General features: G+C 72.6%; 12 protein-coding genes. 6 read left to right on the top strand and 6 right to left on the bottom strand.

The window, feature by feature from the left end; all coding sequences use genetic code 11:
- Positions 1-444: 444 nt before the first annotated feature.
- Positions 445-1,992 (bottom strand): alpha/beta hydrolase, encoded by a 1,548-nt coding sequence (locus OG711_RS19130; protein WP_329559869.1) that lies wholly within the window; start codon positions 1,990-1,992, stop codon positions 445-447.
- 487 nt (positions 1,993-2,479) lie between these two features.
- Between OG711_RS19130 and OG711_RS19125 the strand changes: the two genes are divergently transcribed.
- Positions 2,480-3,703, top strand: coding sequence for a helix-turn-helix domain-containing protein (locus OG711_RS19125; RefSeq protein WP_329559868.1), 1,224 nt, complete (start codon positions 2,480-2,482; stop codon positions 3,701-3,703).
- Positions 3,704-3,997: 294 nt separating this feature from the next.
- Positions 3,998-4,300: a hypothetical protein gene (locus OG711_RS19120; protein ID WP_329559867.1), complete on the top strand. Its 303-nt coding sequence runs from the start codon at positions 3,998-4,000 to the stop codon at positions 4,298-4,300.
- 454 nt (positions 4,301-4,754) lie between these two features.
- On the opposite strand, the gene OG711_RS19115 is transcribed toward OG711_RS19120, so the two are convergent.
- Positions 4,755-5,711 (bottom strand): pirin family protein, encoded by a 957-nt coding sequence (locus OG711_RS19115; RefSeq protein ID WP_073782967.1) that lies wholly within the window; start codon positions 5,709-5,711, stop codon positions 4,755-4,757.
- A gap of 165 nt (positions 5,712-5,876) precedes the next feature.
- Complete coding sequence (locus tag OG711_RS19110; RefSeq protein WP_329559866.1) at positions 5,877-7,103, bottom strand: glycosyltransferase family 4 protein; 1,227 nt, start codon at positions 7,101-7,103, stop codon at positions 5,877-5,879.
- Between the two features lie 855 nt (positions 7,104-7,958).
- Here OG711_RS19110 and OG711_RS19105 point away from each other — a divergent pair.
- Both OG711_RS19105 and OG711_RS19100 read left to right on the top strand, forming a co-directional pair.
- The gene (locus OG711_RS19105; RefSeq protein ID WP_405674916.1) at positions 7,959-9,188 is read left to right on the top strand and encodes a sensor histidine kinase; all 1,230 of its coding nucleotides are present in this window, start codon (positions 7,959-7,961) and stop codon (positions 9,186-9,188) included.
- The gene (locus tag OG711_RS19100) at positions 9,185-9,898 is read left to right on the top strand and encodes a response regulator (protein ID WP_266509690.1); all 714 of its coding nucleotides are present in this window, start codon (positions 9,185-9,187) and stop codon (positions 9,896-9,898) included. Before OG711_RS19105 ends, OG711_RS19100 begins: the two co-directional genes overlap by 4 nt.
- A 160-nt stretch (positions 9,899-10,058) precedes the next feature.
- Here the strand turns inward: OG711_RS19100 and OG711_RS19095 are convergent, their stop codons facing one another.
- The 3 genes from OG711_RS19095 to OG711_RS19085 all read right to left on the bottom strand — a co-directional run bounded on the left by OG711_RS19095 (position 10,059) and on the right by OG711_RS19085 (position 14,298).
- On the bottom strand, positions 10,059-10,424 hold the full coding sequence (locus tag OG711_RS19095) for a PH domain-containing protein (protein ID WP_073782969.1): 366 nt from the start codon (positions 10,422-10,424) through the stop codon (positions 10,059-10,061).
- 262 nt (positions 10,425-10,686) lie between these two features.
- A complete protein-coding gene (locus OG711_RS19090; RefSeq protein ID WP_329559864.1) occupies positions 10,687-12,360 on the bottom strand; it encodes a DUF11 domain-containing protein in 1,674 nt (557 codons plus the stop codon).
- Positions 12,361-12,639: 279 nt separating this feature from the next.
- The gene (locus OG711_RS19085; RefSeq protein ID WP_329559863.1) at positions 12,640-14,298 is read right to left on the bottom strand and encodes a sigma-70 family RNA polymerase sigma factor; all 1,659 of its coding nucleotides are present in this window, start codon (positions 14,296-14,298) and stop codon (positions 12,640-12,642) included.
- A gap of 484 nt (positions 14,299-14,782) precedes the next feature.
- Here OG711_RS19085 and OG711_RS19080 point away from each other — a divergent pair, with 484 nt between their 5' ends.
- Positions 14,783-15,529, top strand: coding sequence for a CAP domain-containing protein (locus OG711_RS19080; protein ID WP_329559862.1), 747 nt, complete (start codon positions 14,783-14,785; stop codon positions 15,527-15,529).
- Between the two features lie 482 nt (positions 15,530-16,011).
- On the top strand, positions 16,012-18,363 hold the full coding sequence (locus OG711_RS19075) for an MMPL family transporter (RefSeq protein ID WP_329559861.1): 2,352 nt from the start codon (positions 16,012-16,014) through the stop codon (positions 18,361-18,363).
- Positions 18,364-18,402 lie beyond the last annotated feature (39 nt).

Here is an 18,402-nt window from a genome sequence, read left to right as displayed (position 1 = left end):
TCTTGCACAGAGGTCTTTTGCCGCATGTCATTGCACGAGCCACTGCTTGAGATGACGTCCTCGCCATCTCAAACAGCTCACGCAGTCTCGCTCCGAAGCGCACAGGAACCTCCACGCGCTCACCTTTCCGAAATGCAGCCTTGGACAGCCCATTTGTGGTTCGGCGGCTTGTGGTGGCGAGTCTGGCATGTCGACACGCGGTGATTCCCGTGTGTGGAGGAACTTCTTTCTTCTCTTGTTCGCAGTCGCATAGGATCAGCGGCCGTCCGCCCGTCACGCCCTGCCGGTACGACGCCCCGGACCAAGCCGGGACCGTTCCTGAACGAGCATGACGGGCTTGGGCGGGACTCAACGCCTCCGACGAGGTCGGATCGCGCATAGGCATCGACGTGTTCCAGGGGCAACGTCACCCGGCCCCCGGGGCGGGTCAGCGTCCGGGTCGGCTCACGACGTCGTCGGTGCCGACGGTGTGGGCGGGTTCGGTGGGGCGCAGGTGGTGTTCGTGGGTGGGAGGGTTCCGTCGCGGAAGTAGGTGTTCACCGTGCGGTCGGCGCAGGGGACGGGGCGGTGTCCGTCGGTGGCCCGGCCGTAGACGCCGTGGGTGCGGAGGTCCGTCGTGACCAGGCGGGAGCCGGTGAGTCGGCGGTGGAGGGCCAGGGCGCCCTCGTACGGGACGTTGTTGTCGCGGCGGGCGTGCAGCATCAGCAGGGGGACGTCGTTGGCGACGGCGGTGCCCGGTTCGCGGGGCTCGGTGCCCCAGAACGCGCACGGGGCGATCATGCCGTTGACGTACGGGCCGAACACGGGCTGGGTGGCGCGGCTGTGGACGCTGTTGCGCCAGTACGTGCCGGGATCCTTGGGCCAGCCGCCCGCGGGCCAGCCGCCGTCGCCGCACATGTAGATCGCCCCACCGGTCATGGCGCCGTCCAGTTCGGGGGAGGTCAGGAGTCGCAGTACGGATTCCAACTCTGGGCCTGGGGTGGCCAGTTCTCCGTTCGACGCGGCGACCAGGTCACGGACCAGGGCGGCGAGTACGGGGTCGTTCTCCTCGTGCTGGACGGGCTGCTTCAGCAGCATCCGCAGCAGCGGGGCGTCCAGCCGCTGTCCGGCCACCACGACCGGACGGCGTTCGGCGCGGTCCAGCAGACCTTGCACGGCTGCCCTGACCTGGCCGGGTGTACGGCCGAGCCGGTACGTGCCGTGGTGGCGGGCGGCCCACGCGGCCCACTCGTCGAGACCGGATTCGGCCGGCGCGCCCGACCGCTGGAACAGCTCGTACTGGGTGGCCGCTGGGTCGGTGCCGGAGTCGATGACCATACGGCCGGTGCGGCGGGGGAACATCTGCGTGTAGACGGCTCCCAGGTCGGCGCCGTACGACACCCCGTAGAACGACAGCCGCCGCTCACCGAGGACGGCCCGGATCAGGTCCATGTCGCGGGCGACGTTACGGGTGGAGGCGTGCGGAAGCAGCTCCGCGTTGTCGCCGTGGACCTGGCAGCGGCGCGCGGTGTCCCGCGCGGACCGTACCGAGCGCTCGTAGTCCTGGCGCGGGGACGTCACCTCGGGCGGGGGTACCGGTGGTCCGGCCGGGGCGCAGCTGACGGGGGTGCTTCCGCCGAGGAACCGCGGATCGAAGCCGATGAGGTCGTAGCGGTCCGCCGCGTCCCCGAGGGCGGGCCGCAGGGCGAGGGTGTACGCGAGTCCGGTGCCGCCCGGACCGCCCGGGTTGGACAGCAGGATGCCGGACCGGCCCTCGGGGGACCTGGCCTCGATCCGGGACACCGCGATCCGGATCGTCCGGCCGCCGGGATCCGCGTAGTCCAGCGGAACGGTCACCTCCGCGCACCGCGCGCCCGCCTCGTTCAGCTCCCGCTGCTCCGCCGGGCACGCTGCCCATGCCAGTCGCTGCCGGGCGAAGTCGGCGACGGTGCGGGTCGGTTCGGCGGGCCCGGTGCGGGTGGGCCCCGTGCCTGCGGACGCCGTGGACCCCATAGTCGTGGACCCTGGCCCGAGGGCCACCGCCCCGGCGGGTGCCGCGCGGACGGATACACCGCCGCTGGATACGGCACCGGATAACAGGACGGCCAGGCCGAGACCGGCGGTGGCGGTCAGCGCGACACGCATGGGGAGGCTCCTCGGGTCGGTGCCCCGCGCGACTCGTACAAGGGCGCGCGGCGGTAGAGAAGTTACGGGAGCGACCCTAGGAAGCGGTGCGGTACCGGGGAATCCGGCTGGCAGGTGGGGTGCGGCTGGTGCTGGCTCCAGTACGGGCGCGGTGAGGGTCGGCGGTGACGGTCGGCACCACGGCCATGGATAACGCGTGTTGACGAGGCGGCAGCACGTGAAGCCGCTGTGCTTCAGGCCGTCGGGCTGCCGAAGCCGGGAGCGGGTGACGGCCCCGGGGCGGGAATTCGTTCGCCGTGATCCCGGAGCCGACCGGGGGTACCGTTTCGGGTGTCGAGTCCAGAATGGAGCCAGTATGCCCGACAGCAATGACGCATACATCGGCGCACGCATCGCGGAGCAGCGCAGACTCGCGCACCTCACACAGCGCGGTCTCGCTGCGTCAGCTCATGTTTCTCACAGCTTGCTCAGCAAAGTGGAGAGCGGTCACAGGCCCGCTTCACCCGCCCTGGTCGCGGCCTGCGCCCGCGCATTGGGTATCGAAAGCAGCGTCCTGGCAGGGCAGCCATTCTCGGGCGAGCAGCGCGAAGACCGTTTCGACGCTCCTGTCGCCGCCATTCGCGCCAGTCTGGAGAACTGGGATATCCCGCTCGAAGACGTGACTCCCCCACGTCCGCTCCAAGACATCGCCGTGGACGTCGAACTCCTCGGTGATCACCGGCGCTCCGCGAACTACCTCAAGACGGCGCTCGACGCCCCCCGACTCATCGACGAGTTGGTCGAGTCGTCGCACCAGGGTGAGGGGCGGCACAAAGAGCGCGCGCATCGGCTGCTCGCATACACCTATCGCTGCGTGCACGATGTCGCCTACAACCTGGGGCACATCGATCTGGGCAGCAGCATCCTGTCCCGGATGGGCTTCAGCGCGGAGCGGTCCGGCGATCCGTACATGGTCCTCCTCACGTCCTATTTGCGCGCCCAGTCGTGCTTCAACACCGGCCGTCATGAGGTGGGACTGCGGTTGATGAGCCGTGCGCTCGCCGACGTGGAGCAGGATGCGCGGCGTGGGAACCGGTCGGCTCTCTGCGTCCAGGGCAATCTCCGACTGCGATCGGCGATGCTGGCCGCGAGGAGCCGTCCGGCCGGGAAGTCGCAGGCGGACAACGCGCGGGCCCAGTGGAACGAGGCATGGGATACCGCGAAGCTGCTCAAGGGGGACGTGCAGAACTATGTGATGTCGTTCGGCCCCACCAACACGCGCATCCATCAAGTCGCCATAGAGGTCGAGCTCGGCAACTACGGGAGTGCCGTCAAGGCATCCGAGAACCTGCGGTTTCCCGACGAGTTCCGGGGCGCTTATCCGGATCGGGTCGGCCATCACTACATCGACTTGAGCCGTGCCCAGTTGTGGACGGGAGACCGGTCTGCCGCGTTCGCGTCGCTTCGCGAAGCCCGCTCGGTCGCACCGCAGCAGACGCGGTATCACCCGCACGTACGGGAAACCGTTCATACGCTGCGCCGCGCGGACCGGGCCCAGAGCGAATCCTTGTCGAACTACGCACGCTGGCTGGGTCTTTAGGGCTTCGCTCACGGTGAGGGGGGTTTCACACTTTGTGAAACCCCCCTCACTTGTTCCTCGGCACGATGGCGGGTGAAAGACCCCCGCGACGGGGCGAACCGTCCGGGGGCGTGGCCATCAACCAGCTGGAGTTGACGACGCTGTGAAGCGTATCGGACTGATCTTCGAATACATGGACGCCCGGCGGTGACCGGTGAGGAAGGGGTGGTGCCCCCGGCGTTTGTGCGGTTGAGCGGTGCAGGGTCGGCGCGACTGCTGCCGTGGTCGTCCTCGGACGGGAACCCGTGCTACCTCGTGACGGACAACGGTGACGGGTACCTGTCGAGGGTCGCGGACAGCATCGAAGCCTCGCAGCTCGACATGGCGGCCCGACTCCTCTCGCACGCGGAGGCGCTGGTGCGGGAGCCGAAGGCGAGTGCCCGGGAGTTGCGGTACGTGGCGGCACGGCTCGTGGAGTCGTTGCACGAGACGTTGAGGGTTGCGCGCAGCCGAGGTGGGCGGCTGCCACGCCCCGTCGAACCCTTCCACTCGCCGGATGGCGGGCCGGTCCCCGGTAACGGGGACTGCGCGGGGCCTCCGGGCGCGCCGGGAGGGTGAGGGTGTCGGAGACGTCCCCACCGGTGCCGTGCGCCCCGTGCGTGGTCGCCCGGATCATGGGACACCCCTGGAGCGCGCACCGCTGTCATGGGGTCACCAGGATGCGGTTGTCGGGACTGCGCCTGCGGCTACGGCCCTTCGGCCGAGGGCGCGCGTGCCCATGTCCGTGTGCCCGGGGCGGTGCCCGTTGAACGCTCGGATGCGGGTGGCGTCAAGGAGGGGCCCGACCCCGTACCGGCGTACCGGCCGAGGGTGTTGGCCCGCACGGCGCGAGCCCTCTTCGGGGCCTTTGCCCGACGGGCCGGGGGCGGAGTTCTCCGGGAGCCGTGAAGCACTAGCCGTGAACCGCGAGCCGTGAACCGCGAGGCATGGGGCGCGCGGCATGGGTGGGCGCGGGGCATGAAGAAGGCCCCGGCCGGGTTTTGCCGGGCGGGGCCTCTTCGGGGGTGCTGGACTACATTCCGTGGACCGCCGGGATCGTGCCGAGGCGGCCCTTCTGGAAGTCGTCGAACGCCTGCTGGAGTTCTTCGCGGGTGTTCATGACGAACGGGCCGTAGTGGGCCATCGGCTCGCGCAGGGGGCGTCCGCCGAGGAGGACGACCTCCAGGTCGGGGGTGTGGGAGTCCTGGCTGCCGTCCGCGCGGACGGTGAGCGAGGAGCCGCTGCCGAAGACGGCGGTCTGGCCCAGTTCGACGGGGCGGTGGTCCGTGCCGACCGTGCCGCGGCCCGCGAGGACGTACGCCAGGCCGTTGAAGTCCTTGCGCCACGGCAGGGTGATCTCGGCGCCCGGGCGGATCGTCGCGTGGACCATCGTGATCGGGGTGTGGGTGATGCCGGGGCCGCTGTGGCCGTCCAGCTCACCGGCGATGACACGCAGCAGCGCGCCGCCGTCGGGTGTCGTGAGGAGCTGGACCTCGCCGCCGCGGATGTCCTGGTAGCGGGGGTCCTTCATCTTGTCGGCGGCGGGCAGGTTCACCCAGAGCTGGAGGCCGTGGAAGAGGCCGCCCGACTGCACCAGCGACTCCGGCGGCGCCTCGATGTGGAGGAGGCCCGAACCGGCCGTCATCCACTGGGTGTCACCGTTGGTGATGGTGCCGCCACCACCGTTGGAGTCCTGGTGGATGAAGGTGCCGTCGATCAGGTACGTGACGGTCTCGAAGCCCCGGTGCGGGTGCCACGGCGTGCCTTTCGGCTCGCCCGCGGCGTAATCGATCTCGCCCATCTGGTCCATCATGATGAACGGGTCGAGGTACTTGTAGTTGATTCCGGCGAACGCCCGGCGCACCGGGAAGCCCTCGCCCTCGAAGCCACTCGGAGCGGTGGTCACGGCGAGCACCGGACGCGCCTCGGCATCCTTCGGCGCGATCACGCGGGGCAGGGTCAGCGGGTTCTCAACGGTCACAGCGGGCATGGTCGGTACCTCCTTCTGAGCCTGAGTTTAGTTGAATGTCGAACTTTCTGCCACCCGTAACGTGCCGCGGGCGCGCGGCATTCCCCCGCCGTTCGGTCTGTTGTGCGAACCGGGCGTCGCTGGACCGTAGCATTCGGTGCCTATCTGGTCACCGTCAGGTATCGGTCAGGGCCGGGCGAGCAGTTCCCGCAGCACCTCGTACGAGCGGTCCCAGTTCCACTCCTCGCGCACCCAGGCGCGGCCCTTGCGGCCCATCTCCGTGGCCAGCTCGCGGTCCCGCAGCAGTCGGACCACACGGTCGGCCACCGCGGCGACCGAACCGCCGTCCACCACGTACCCCGTCTCCCCGTCCCGCACGGTGTCCGGCGCGCCGCCGGAATCCCCCGCCACCACCGGCAGGCCCGACGCCGCCGCCTCCAGATAGACGATCCCCAGCCCCTCCACCTCCAGCCCCCGCTTACGGGTCCGGCACGGCATCGCGAAGACGTCCGCCGCCGCGAAGTGCGCGGGCAGCGCGCTGTGCGGATGACCGCCCGCGAAGACCACGGCCTGCGTCATGCCCTCCCGGGCGGCCAGCCGTCGCAGATCCGCCTCATGGGGACCGTCCCCGACCAGCAGCAGCATCGCGTCCGGCACCACCCGGCGGACCCAGGGCATCGCCCTGATCAGGGTGTCCTGGCCCTTGCGCGGGATCAGCCGGGACGCGCACAGGATCACCGGCCGGTGGGCCAGCCCGTGCCGCTCACGGACGGCACCGCCGTGCTCCCCGGGCCGGAAGACGTCCGCGTCCACCCCCGGGACCAGCCGTACGACCTCGGTGTCCGCCGGCAGCGCGGCGGTGATCGGGCGGGCGGTGGCCTTGCCCAGGGTGGTCACGGTGTCCGCGCCCTTGCCGATCCGGCGCAGCAGGCCCCGGGCGCCGGGCGTCCTGGCCCACCAGACCTCGTGCCCGTGGGTGGTCGCGACGACACTGCGGACGCCCGCCTCCTGGCGCAGCCGCCGGGCCATCAGCCCGAGCGGCGCCGCCGCACCGAACCAGACGCTGTCGCAGTGGTACGCCCGCGCGACGGCCACGGCCCGGGCCGTGGCCTCCGGGGTCGGCAGCAGCGTCCGGGTGGGGGCCCGCACCACCGGATACGGAAGTGCGGCGTCGTACGCCGCCGCGTCGGGGTGCGACGAGGTCAGGACCACGACCTCCTCCGGAGGGAAGCGGTCGGCCAGCGCGCCGACGAAGGTCTCGATGCCGCCCTGCCGGGGCGGGAAGTCGTTCGTGACGATCAGGGTGCGGGGCCTCCGCGTCCGGTCGGGAGGGGTGCGGTGCGTGCCCGGCGACAGGTTCGGCGGGATGTGGCGTGTGCCCGGCGACGAGTTCGGTGACAAGTCCGGTGCCATGTGCGGCGACACGTCCGATGGCTTGGCCGGCGACGCGTCCGACGACCGGTCCCGTGGCCGGTTCGGCGAGCTGGTCGGCGGTATGGGGGGCGTGGGGGGCATGGGGTACTCCGGTCTCCGGTGCTGAGCGCTGCTGAGGGTGTCCCGGGTGCGGGTTCGCGATGTTTCACGTGGAACAGCGGAGGGCGGTCCGGGTGGGGCGTGGCGTGGGTGGGGAGGAGGCAAGGGGGTTGCTGGGCGCGTGGGTTGGGCGGGGTGCCGGGGGTGGTCGCTCCGGTGGCCGGGAGGGCGCGGCGGGGGCGTCCGCTCGTCTCCGTCGAGGCTAGGAATCCTCGGTGCGCGGGGCGTCAGCCGACGGGTCGCCTCCGGACCTCAACCCGTGGTGTGACGTCCGGGCGGGAGGTCAACCCGTACGGTGACGCGTGCTCCGGCGGCGTCACGAAGAATGGGGGCGTACCGGTCAGCAGCTACCCCAGGAGGGGAGTCTTGGTTCCCGCACCACCGAGCCCGGAGCCCGGCCCGGCCCGCCGTACGGAAGGCCGGTCGGTCGCGACGGCGGGGCACCGGACCACGACCGTCGTGTCGGGAGGCCCGGTCCGCCGTACGGAACTCGTTCCGAAGTGCGCGGCGCCGCTGGTCCCGCCCGGTCGCGCCGTACGGTCCGCCGCCCGGCCGGAAGGTCCTCCACGGTCCGCCCGAGCGCGGGACGGTGTACGGGTCACCTCGTCGGCGGACGGCCTACGGGCCACCTCGACCGGGGGCGGCGTACCGGTCGCGCGGTCGGTGGGCGGCGTGCGGGGCGTCGTCCCGGGGGCGTGGTGGGGCGTCGGGCGGGGGAAACGGCGGGTGGCCGGGCTGCCGGGGGTGACGGGTGCGGGTCCGTCGGCCGGAGGTCCGCGTGGGCTCGTGGCGCGGCTGCGGGACTGGACGGCCGGGTCCACCTACCCGGTGGTCACCGGGCTGGTGCTCACCGCGCTCGCGTTCCTGGAGTTCGTGGCGTACCCGCCGGACTCCCTGACGATCGCCCTCGGGGTGCTCGTCTCGGCCGTCTGCCTGGTGTGGCGGCGGTCGTTCCCGCCGCTCGCGGTGCTCGCCGTGGCGGCGGGGATGACCGCGTTCGCCGCCGGGCGGAGCCTGTACCTCGTCACGATCGTCAGCGGGCTGGTCGGGCTGTACACCCTGGCCCGGCACCGGGTGCAGCGGCCATGGGTGCTGGTGCTCGCGGGGACGCTCGGCGCCGCCGCCGTGAACGTCGTCCACATCGCGTCCTGGCCCGAGGTCAGCGGACTTCCGGTGCCGGAGATCGGGGCACCCGGCTCGCTCGGGCTGTTCGCGGAGACCTTCGTACTGGCCGTGGTGATCGTCGGGGCCGTGTCGATGGGCGACGCGGTACGGACCCGGCGGGAGGCCCGGCGTGAGCGGGTCCTGTCCCAGGCCAAGGTGATCGCCATGGAGCGGCGGGAGGCGGCGGCCGAGGAGCGGACGGCCATCGCCCGCGAACTGCACGACATCGTCGCGCACTCGGTCTCGATGATCGCCGTCCAGGCGGAGAGCGCCACGTACACGACCCCCGGGCTGAGTCCCGAGGCGCGGGACGGGTTCCAGCAGATCGCCGGGACCGCCCGGGCGTCGATGACGGAACTGCGGCGGCTGCTCGGGGTGCTGCGCACCCCGGGCGGGGAGATGCCGCAGATCGCGCCGCAGCCCACCCTCGGCCATCTGCCCGAACTGCTCGACCAGCACCGCGCGGTGGGCGAGGACGCCGTGCTGCGGGTGACCGGCGAACGGGTCGTGCTGCCCGCGGGCTGGGAGCTGTCCGCGTACCGGATCGTGCAGGAGGCCCTGACCAACGTCCGCAAGCACGCGTCCGGGGCGCGGACCCTCGTCGAGGTCGACTACGGCACCGACCGGCGGCTCCTGCTGCGGATCACGGACGACGGGCCGGGATACGCGGTGGACGGACCGGGTGCGGGAGGCCACGGGCTCACCGGGATGCGGGAGCGTGCCGCGCTCGTCGGGGGCTCCCTCACCGCGGGCGCCGGGCCGGACGGGGGCTTCGTGGTGGTCGCGGAACTGCCGTGGTGAGCGCCGGGACGGAGTACGGGGAGGCGGACGGCGCGCCCCGGACGGTGATCCGTACCGTCGTCGCCGACGACCAGGCGGTCGTACGGACCGGGTTCGTGAACCTGCTGTCCACCCAGGACGACATCACGGTCGTCGGGGAGGCGGAGGACGGGGAGCAGGCGGTGCGGGTCGCCGCCGGGACCCGGCCCGACCTGGTGCTGCTCGACATCCGGATGCCGCGGATGAACGGGATCGAGGCGGCCCGCGAGATCCTCGCCGCCTCCGACGGCACCACCAAGGTGCTGATGCTGACGACGTTCGGGCTGGACGAGTACGTGTACGACGCGCTGGCCGCCGGGGCGGGCGGGTTCCTGCTGAAGGACGCGACCTTCGCGGAACTGCTGCACGCGGTACGGGTGGTGGCGCGCGGCGAGGCGCTGCTGTCACCGGAGATCACCAAGCGGCTGATCGGGGAGTTCGTCAGCAGCCGGGCGTCCCGGCCGCCCGCGCGGGGCACCGACGAGCTGACGGCCCGGGAGGAGGAGGTGCTGGTCCTGATCGCCAAGGGGCTGTCCAACGCGGAGATCGCGGTCCGGCTGACGATCACCGATCACACCGTCAAGACCCATATCAACCGCCTCTTCGCGAAGCTGGGTCTGCGGGACCGGGCCCAAGCGGTCATCACCGCGTACGAGTTGGGGCTGGTGCGGCCGGGCGGCCCCGGTGCGTGAGGGCACGTGCGACTGCGTACGGCGACCGGTCCGGTACGTACGACGGCCGGTCCGGAACGTAGGACGGTGTGTCCGGGACGGCGCGTCCGGGGCGGGACGCACGACGGCCGGGCGGGTACGGGACCCGGCCGGCCGTTCGATCCCTGCGTGACGGGACCGACTAGCGCGTCACGAACTGGGTGAGTATGCCCTGGACCTCGTAGATGTCGACGCCCTTGGTGAAGGTCTTCTGGATCGGCACGGGGTTGCCCGAGACCCAGAGCTTCAGCTCGGCGTCGAGGTCGAAGGTGCCCGCGGTCTCGACCGCGAAGTGCGTGATGCTGCGGTACGGGATCGAGTGGTACTCGACCTTCTTGCCGGTGATGCCCTGCTTGTCGACGAGGATCAGCCGGCGGTCGGTGAAGAGGATCGCGTCACGCATGATCTGGTAGGCCGCGTGGACCTGCTCGCCGTGGCCCAGCAGCTTGCCGTAGTCCTGCGCGGCCTGGCCCGGGTCGATCGTGTGCGCGTTTCCGAACAATGCCATGGTGGCCCCCCACTGGGTCGTTTCATGCGATTTATGGACTGTACACCGATACCATGCGGTCAGTGGGGAAAAGAACGGCTGCCCCCGTCGCCGCCACCGCACCGCATCGGACGTCCCTGCGGCACCTCTGGCCGATGCGCGCCTCGTCAGTGAAGCACGGCACCAAGCCTGTGAACACAGTTGTCCGCTGATTTCTGCGAAACATCTGTGAACTCGATTGGCCGGGCCGGTCGATGACCGGCCCGGCGGTCGGTTCCGGTGGTCAGTCCCGCGGGCCCTTGGCCGTGTGCGCGGCCGTGTCCTTGAGGGTGTCCCCGACGGGCTTCTCGGCCTTGTCCTTGTCCTTGGCCTTCACCTTGCCGTGGGTCGTGCAGCGCGCGTCACGGCTGCCCTCGGGGCAGTTGCTGCCGGGGATGTCCGAGACGACGGTGTTGTCGAGCTTGAGGTTCCCGAAGGTACGGGCGTTGACGGTGACACTGAAGGTGACCGTGGCGCTCGCGCCCGGTGCCAGCGCGCCGGACCAGAACAGCTCGGGGTTGTCGTACCGGACGGTGCCGCTGGTGGCCCGGGCGTCACCGTTGTAACGGGCGTCGTCCAGCAGACGGCTGAGGTCGTCGGTGATCGAGGCAGGGTCCCCGGCTGTGTACGCGAGGGGCCCGTCGTTGGTCACCGTGATCGTGTACGTGACCTTGGCGCCGGGGTCGACGGTGGCGGGACCCTCCTGCCTCTTGGTGATCGTCAGGTCCGCGACCCGGGTCGTGGCGGTGCTGGAGTCGTTGGCCGGGTTGGGGTCGGGGTCGTTGCCGCGCACATTCGCGGTGTTGACGAAGGTGGGGGTGCCCGGTCCGGCGGTGCCGGTGACGGTGACGTCGGTGTGCGCGCCCACGGCCAGGGCGCCCCCGGCGCAGGAGAGGTTCCCGCCGGTGACCGAGCAGCCGGGGGTCGTGGTCGCGGCGTCGGTCAGCCCGGCCGGGATCTGGTCCGTCAGGGTCCAGCCGGAGGAGGGTCCCGGGCCGTGGTTGGTCACCCGCAGCCGGTAGGTGACGGTCCCGCCGGGACGGACGGTCGCGGGGCCGGTCTTCACCACCCCGAGGTCGGTCGCCGCGACGAAGCACGAGGTGGCGTCCACATTGCCGGACACCGCGACCGTGGTCTGCGTGGAGAGCAGCCGGAACACCGGTGTGAGCGGGTCGGTGACGGAGACCCGGCGCAGCAGCCCGGCGTTGTCGAGGAACCCGAGGTCGCCGTTGCCGTAGGTGAAGGCGCCGCCGTAGCCGGTGACGGACGGGGGGACGACAGCCGCGTACACGGTGACGGTCCCGGTCGCCGGGTCGATCCGGGTGAGTGCGCCGGTGGCCGACACGCCCCACAGATATCCGCCGCGGTACGTGAAGTCGTCCACCCCGCCGAGGTTCTGGCTCAGCGTGACGGTCGTGAACGTCCGGGTGTTGACGTCGATCCGCTGGAGGAGGTTGTCCGAGCCCCCGGCGACATAGAAGTTGCCCGCGGTGTCGAACGCGCCGGCGGTGTAGGCGCCGAGGCCGAGGATCGGGGTGGGGAGTCCCACGGTGCCGAGGTCGGTGACCGCGCCGGCGTCGTCGATCCGCAGCAGGTTCCAGCCCGGACCCTGGCTCCTGATCGCGTAGGTGTAGCGGTCGGCCGGGTTCAGCCCGATCGCGTCGTAGCGGGCGCTCGGCGGACCGATCGGGGTGAAGGAGAGCCCGCCGGTGACGGCGACGCCCCGGTGGAGCTGGGTCGTCTCCAGCCCGGCGGACAGCAGGATGTCACCGGCGCAGCTGAACGGGGCACGTGGTGCCGCGCCCGGCGCGGGGGCCGGGGCGGACGGGGTGGCGGACGCGGTGGCCGGAGCCGTCGCGCCGGTCACCACCGTGAGGACGGCCAGCGCGGAACACGCGCGTGCCAGGAGACTTCGCATGCGGGTACGCCTTTCCTGCCATGAGCGGGAGCGACGGCAGGCAGGGCGGACCTGTACCGCCGCCCGCCGCGCACGGGACGGATGCCCGGTCCCGGTTCTCCCTCATCTGTACGACCATCCGTACGACAAGACGACCGCGCGTGGGCGGCGCCGCACCGTGACTGTCCCTCCGCTGCCCGCCCCGCATTCACCCGCCCGGCCGTACCCCGGCTCTGCCCGACCGGGTTTCGGTCCGGCCCGGCAGTACCCGGTCCGGCCTGGTGGGGAGGGCGGCCCGGGTCAGCGGGGTGCGGCCAGTACCTGGGTCCACCAGCGTTCGCCGTGCGCCTCCACCAGGCCCACGCCCACCTCCGTGTAACGGCAGTTGAGGAGGTCGTCACGGACCCGGCCGCGCGCCCAGTCGTCCAGCGCGGCGGTGGCGCTGCGCGGTCCGTAGGTGCTCAGCTCCGCCACCGCCGACCACCGGTAGCCCGCCGCCGTCACCCGGTCCCCAATGCCCCGGCCCTCGGCGTCGACGATGCTGATGTCCCGCCGCTCGGCCATCCGCGCCGCGTCCGCCCGTGCCACGGCGGTCAGCCGCGCGCTGACCCGCAGGGCCGGGCAGTCGGCGCGTCCGCGCAGCGCGTCGGCCCCGTTCACGAGCTGCCGCTCGGGGGTGAGGCCGGCGGGCCGGGCGGTGGTCCGGGACGGTGCGGGTGCCGGTGCGGGGGCCGTCGTGCGCGGCGGGGTACGGGCGGGGGTGGGTGACGGGGTCGGGGACGGGCTCCGGTCCGGGGTGACCGTCACGGAGGCCGGGGGCGGGGCGGCCACCGGTCCGGAGGGCGGCGCCGGGGCCACCGGCGGGGCCGGCCGTGGCGCGGGCTCGGGCACGGGCCACGGGAACACCAGCAGCGTGACGGTCACGGCCGCCGCCGCGGCGGCCGTGACCGTCAGCGCGGCGCCCTTCGACCAGCCCGTCGCGGGAGCGGCGGCCCCGAGGACGGCACCCGGGTCGAGGGGGACGGCGGCGGTCGTGGCGGGGTCGGCGGGGAGCAAGGTGTTCGTGCCGGGGTCACCGGGGAGGACGGTGTTCGCGGGGTCACCCGGGAGAGTGGTGTCGGTGGCGGGGTCCGTGGGGCCGGAGGGGAACCCCGGGTCCGGGAGTACGGGCAGGGCCGGGGACAGCGGCACCACCAGACCCACCCCGCTCAGCAGCCCCTCCACCGGCAGGAGGTCGGCCGAGCGGTCGGCGCAGTCCGGGCAGTCACGGGTGTGCCGGGCGATCCGCTTGCGCCACAGCGGGCCCGGACGGCCGTCCCAGGTGGCCGTGAGGCCGGTCAGCCCGGGGCACGGACGGGCGGCGGCCAGGGCGCGGACGACCGCCCGGCCGATGTCGAGCTGCGCCTTGACCCGCTGCACCCGCACCGAGACATGCCGCCGGGGCAGCCCGAGGGCCGCGGACAGATCGCCGCGGGTGAGCTCCCCGGCCGCTTCGAGCCACCACAGCGACAGCACGTCCCGGTCGTCGGGGTCGAGCCAGCGGGTGGCCTCCGCGACCTCGCGGCGCTGGCCCGAGAGCCGCAGCCGCAGGATCGTCAGCTCGGTGAAGTCGGCGACCGCGGAGACCGGGTGGCCGCGCTCGCCGAGTTCCTGGAGGGACGCCGTGCGGCGGCGGTCGGCGGCCGTCCAGCGGCGGCGCACCTGGTTCATCGCGATGGCCACCAGCCAGGACCGGAACCGCTCCGGCTCCCGCAGCCCGGACAGTCCTCCGAGGGCGCGGAGCATGGTCTCCTGCACCACGTCGTCGACATCGGCGTGCCCGTCGAGCGCGCGGCCGACGACGTTGTACACGAGGGGCAGATACGCGGCGGCGAGCCGGTCACGGGCCGCGCGGTCACCCCGCTGGGCCGCGACGACCCACCCGGCGCACTCACGGTCGTCCGTGTGCTGAGCCTGCATGATCGATTCCTCCGGCCGTCGGACGTACGTGCCCCCGCTCGGAGACCCCCCGGCGGCCCACAGGACAACACGAACGCGGGAAGCCTCCGCTATGAGGCACGTCACACTCCCGGTTTCTGTTATACGGATGGGGAGTTCGGGTCTCCGGAGCACGGGACCGGAACACCCGGGCCACTCACCACGAGGACCATCGAGTGAACGACGAGTCTGATACGCCGACCGCGCCGGACGGACAGCGGGGCACCGCGCACAGCGGTACGGGACGCGACGCGGTGCGCGGCGCGCGCCGCCGGGGTACGGGGCACCGGCGCGGGCACGGCAGGCGCGGGCGGGTGCGCGGGCCCGCGCGGGCCCGGGTCTGGGGCGTGGTCGCGGCCGTCGCGGTGCTGGGCGCCGGGGGCTGGGGACGTCGCTGCTGTTCGGCGGTCCGACCGAGGCGTCGGCGGGGCGGCCCGCGGCGAGCGTGGTGCCCGGGGGCACGACGGTGGAGCCCCTGAAGGCGCCGAAGGCCCCGTCCACCCCGTCCCGGCCCGGCACGAAACCGTCCCCCGGCGAGCCGTCGGCCACCGCGCCGTCGCCCGAGCCGCCGCCCCCGGCCGCCACCGCCGGGAAGCCGACCGGCGGTACGGGGTCCGGCGGGAACGGGAACGGGAACGGTACGGAGGGCGCGGGCGGCACGGGTACCGGTGGTGCCGGTGGTGCCGGTGGTGGCAGCGCTGCCGGTGGCTCCGGCGGTACGGGGACGGGGGGCGGTACGGGGGGCGCGGACCCGGAGCCCGCGCCCCGGGACCCCGCGCCGGAGGCTTCGCCGCGGGAGTCCGCGCCGCGTGCCACTCCGTCGCGGACCGCCGGGGCGGTCACGGAGGTGGCGGCGCTGGTCAACACGGAGCGCAACGCGAACGGGTGCAAGGACATCACCACGGACGCCCGGCTGAACCGGGCGGCGGAGGGGCACTCGCGGGACATGGCGGAGCGGGACTACTTCGACCACACGTCGCCCGACGGGCGGGGCGTGGGGGACCGGGTCACGGCGGCGGGGTACGAGTGGTCGGCGGTCGGCGAGAACATAGCGATGGGGCAGCCGACGGCCGTGGCGGTGGTCGAGGCGTGGCTGGACTCCCCCGGGCACCGGGCGAACATCCTCAACTGCGAGTACACGCAGATGGGGTTGGGGGTGGACACGTCCGACGGGGGGCCGCGGTGGACCCAGGTCTTCGCGGCACCCCAGTAGGCCGCGTCCTCGTCGGAGCCGGGCGTACTTGTTCCCGCACAGGTCGTCCGTGGGTGCGCAGTTCCCCGCGCCCCTGAAGGGGCACCCCTCTCCTCTCGCAGTCGCGCTGCTACGGGAGGGGGTGGGCGGGAATCTCTGCCCGCAGACTCCGATGCTCTTCAGCAGGACACGGGGGACGTCCGACCGAGCGCGTTGGAGCGAGGACGGAGAATCCCGACCGGCCCCGACGCGAAGAACCCGCCGGATGCGCCCCAAAGGGGCGCGGGGAACTGCGCAAAACCCACGAACGACGGCACAGCAACGAAGTGCGCTCAGCACCGAGTACCCAGGGGCGCGGGGAACTGCGCGAAATCGACGAGCGACGGCCCAGGAACAAGTGCGCCCACCCGGACAGACCTGGGAAGCGCGAGCGAAGGCGACCCGGTCACCCGTTCACGGTGGGCCGGGGTGCCGTAGGGGGCGACCGCGGCTTGACTCGGGACATGGCAGCCCCCGGCACCCCACCCCGCACCCGCCCCGGCACCCTGCACCGGGCAGGCCGGTTCTGCGCACGCCACGCGATCCCCGTGATCGCGATCTGGCTCGTGGCCCTCGCCGCGCTCCAGGTCCTGCACCACACCTACGGCGGTACCTACTCGGACGACTTCTCCCTGCCCGACACCCGGTCCCAGCACGGCGTCGACGTGCTGAAGGCGCATGACCCCGCCGCCGGCGGCTACAGCTCGCAGATCGTCCTGCACGACCCCCAGCACCCCCTCACCTCCGTGAGCGGCGAGGTCGGCCAGACCGTGACCGCGCTCCAGAAGCTCCCGGACGTACTCGCCGCGCAGAACCCCCTCACCGCGCCCCCGACCCCGTCGGGCCAGCCGGACGTGGGCCCCCTGTCCACCGATCAGCGCACCGCGTACATCACGGTCCGTTTCGCCGTGCAGCCGTCCACCCTCGGGGAGGACTATCTGCACGGTGTCGACACGGCGGTGAAGCCGTTGCGTTCCGCGGGCGTGGACGTCGAGTACGGCGGGACCCTCGGTGAACTGGCGCGGCCCGAGGCCAACGACCGGCTCAGCGAGGTCATCGGCTTCGCCGTGGCGATCGTCGTGCTGCTCATCGGCTTCGGCAGCGTCGTCGCCGCCGTACTGCCCCTGGTGACCGCGCTGATCAGCGTGGTCTGCGGGCTCGCCCTGCTGGGACTGCTGGCCGCCGCGTCCACGTTCGCGACCGTGTCCCCCACCCTCGCGACGATGATCGGGCTCGGTGTCGGGATCGACTACGCGCTGTTCCTGGTGACCCGTCACCGGCAGGGCCTGATGGACGGCCGGGACCCGGTCGCCGCCGCCGGAAGCGCCGCCGCGACCAGCGGTCACGCGGTGCTGCTCTCCGGCTGCACGGTGATCATCGCCCTGTCGGGTCTGTGGGTGTCCGGCATCGCGTTCATCGGGAAGCTCGGGCTGGCCGCCGCGGTCACCGTCGTCACGGCGGTGCTGGGCGCGCTCACCCTCGTACCGGCGCTGCTCGGGCTGATCGGCCGCCAGGTCGACCGGCTGCGGGTGCGCGCGCCGGTCGCGGAGACGGACGCGGAGCCCGGCGAGGAGGTGACGGGGCCGTGGCACCGCTACGCGCTGCGGGTGCAGCGGCGGCCGTGGTGGTACGCGGCGGCGGGGGTCGTGGTCCTCGCGGCGCTGTCCGTCCCGCTGTTCTTCATCCAGCTCGGGCACATCGGGGACGGCGCCGATCCCAGGTCGTTCACCGACCGGCGGGCGTTCGACCTGATGTCGTCCGCGTTCGGGCCGGGGTCGAACGGTCCGCTGACCGTCGTCGTCGACCAGTCGTCCGTACCGCAGGCGGACCGCGCGGCGCTCGCCTCGCAGGCGCAGAAGGCACTGACCGGGGTGCCCGACGCCGCGTACATCACCCCGCTGAAGCCCACGTCCGACGGGGACGTGCTGCTCGGCACCGCGTACCCGGTCGCCGCGCCGCAGGACGAGCGGACCACCGGACTGGTCAACCGCTTCCGGGACGACGTGCTGCCGCAGGCCGTCGCCGGGACCGACGCCCAGGGCTACGTCACCGGGACGACCGCCGCCCAGGTCGACTTCCTCGACATCGTCTCCCAGCGGCTGCCGTGGATCATCGCCGCCGTCGTGGGGCTCGCGTTCCTCGTGATCCTGGTGGTGTTCCGGGGTGTGCTCGTCGCGGTGAAGGCGGCCGTGCTGAACGTGCTGTCCATCGCCGCGTCGTACGGGGTCGTCGTCGCGGTGTTCCAGTGGGGGTGGGGCGGTCCGGCGCTCGGGGTCTCGGGGAAGGTCCCCGTCGAGAGCTATGTGCCGATGATGATGTTCGCCATCGTCTTCGGGCTGAGCATGGACTACGAGATCTTCCTGCTGTCCCGTATCCATGAGGCGTGGCTGCGGACCGGCGACCCGGGGAAGAGCGTCGCGCACGCGCTGGAGATCACCGCGCGGGTCATCACCTGCGCCGCGCTCATCATGGTGAGCGTCTTCGCGGCGTTCGTCATCAGCGACAACATCGTGGTGAAGATGCTGGGACTCGGCCTCGCGGTGAGTGTGCTCATCGACGCGACCGTGGTGCGGCTGCTGCTCGTTCCCGCGGTGATGACGCTGCTGGGGCGGGCGGCGTGGTGGACCCCGGGCTGGCTGGACCGCGCGCTGCCCCGGCTGCACGCGGAGGGGGCGGACTCGGGTATGGACCCGCCGTCCAGTGACCCGGGTAGCGGCTCCGGCGACGGTCCGGGTGGCGGTAGGAGTGGCGGCACGGGTAATGGTTCCGGCTCCGGCGGTCCGGGGCCCGGGGCGTCGTCCGGTTCCGGTGGGTGAGTACGCGGGCTCAGGTGCGGGGCGGGGGCCGTGCGGTTC

Source organism: Streptomyces uncialis, assembly GCF_036250755.1.
Taxonomy (GTDB): domain Bacteria; phylum Actinomycetota; class Actinomycetes; order Streptomycetales; family Streptomycetaceae; genus Streptomyces; species Streptomyces uncialis.
This window is presented reverse-complemented; position numbering and strand designations above follow the sequence as displayed.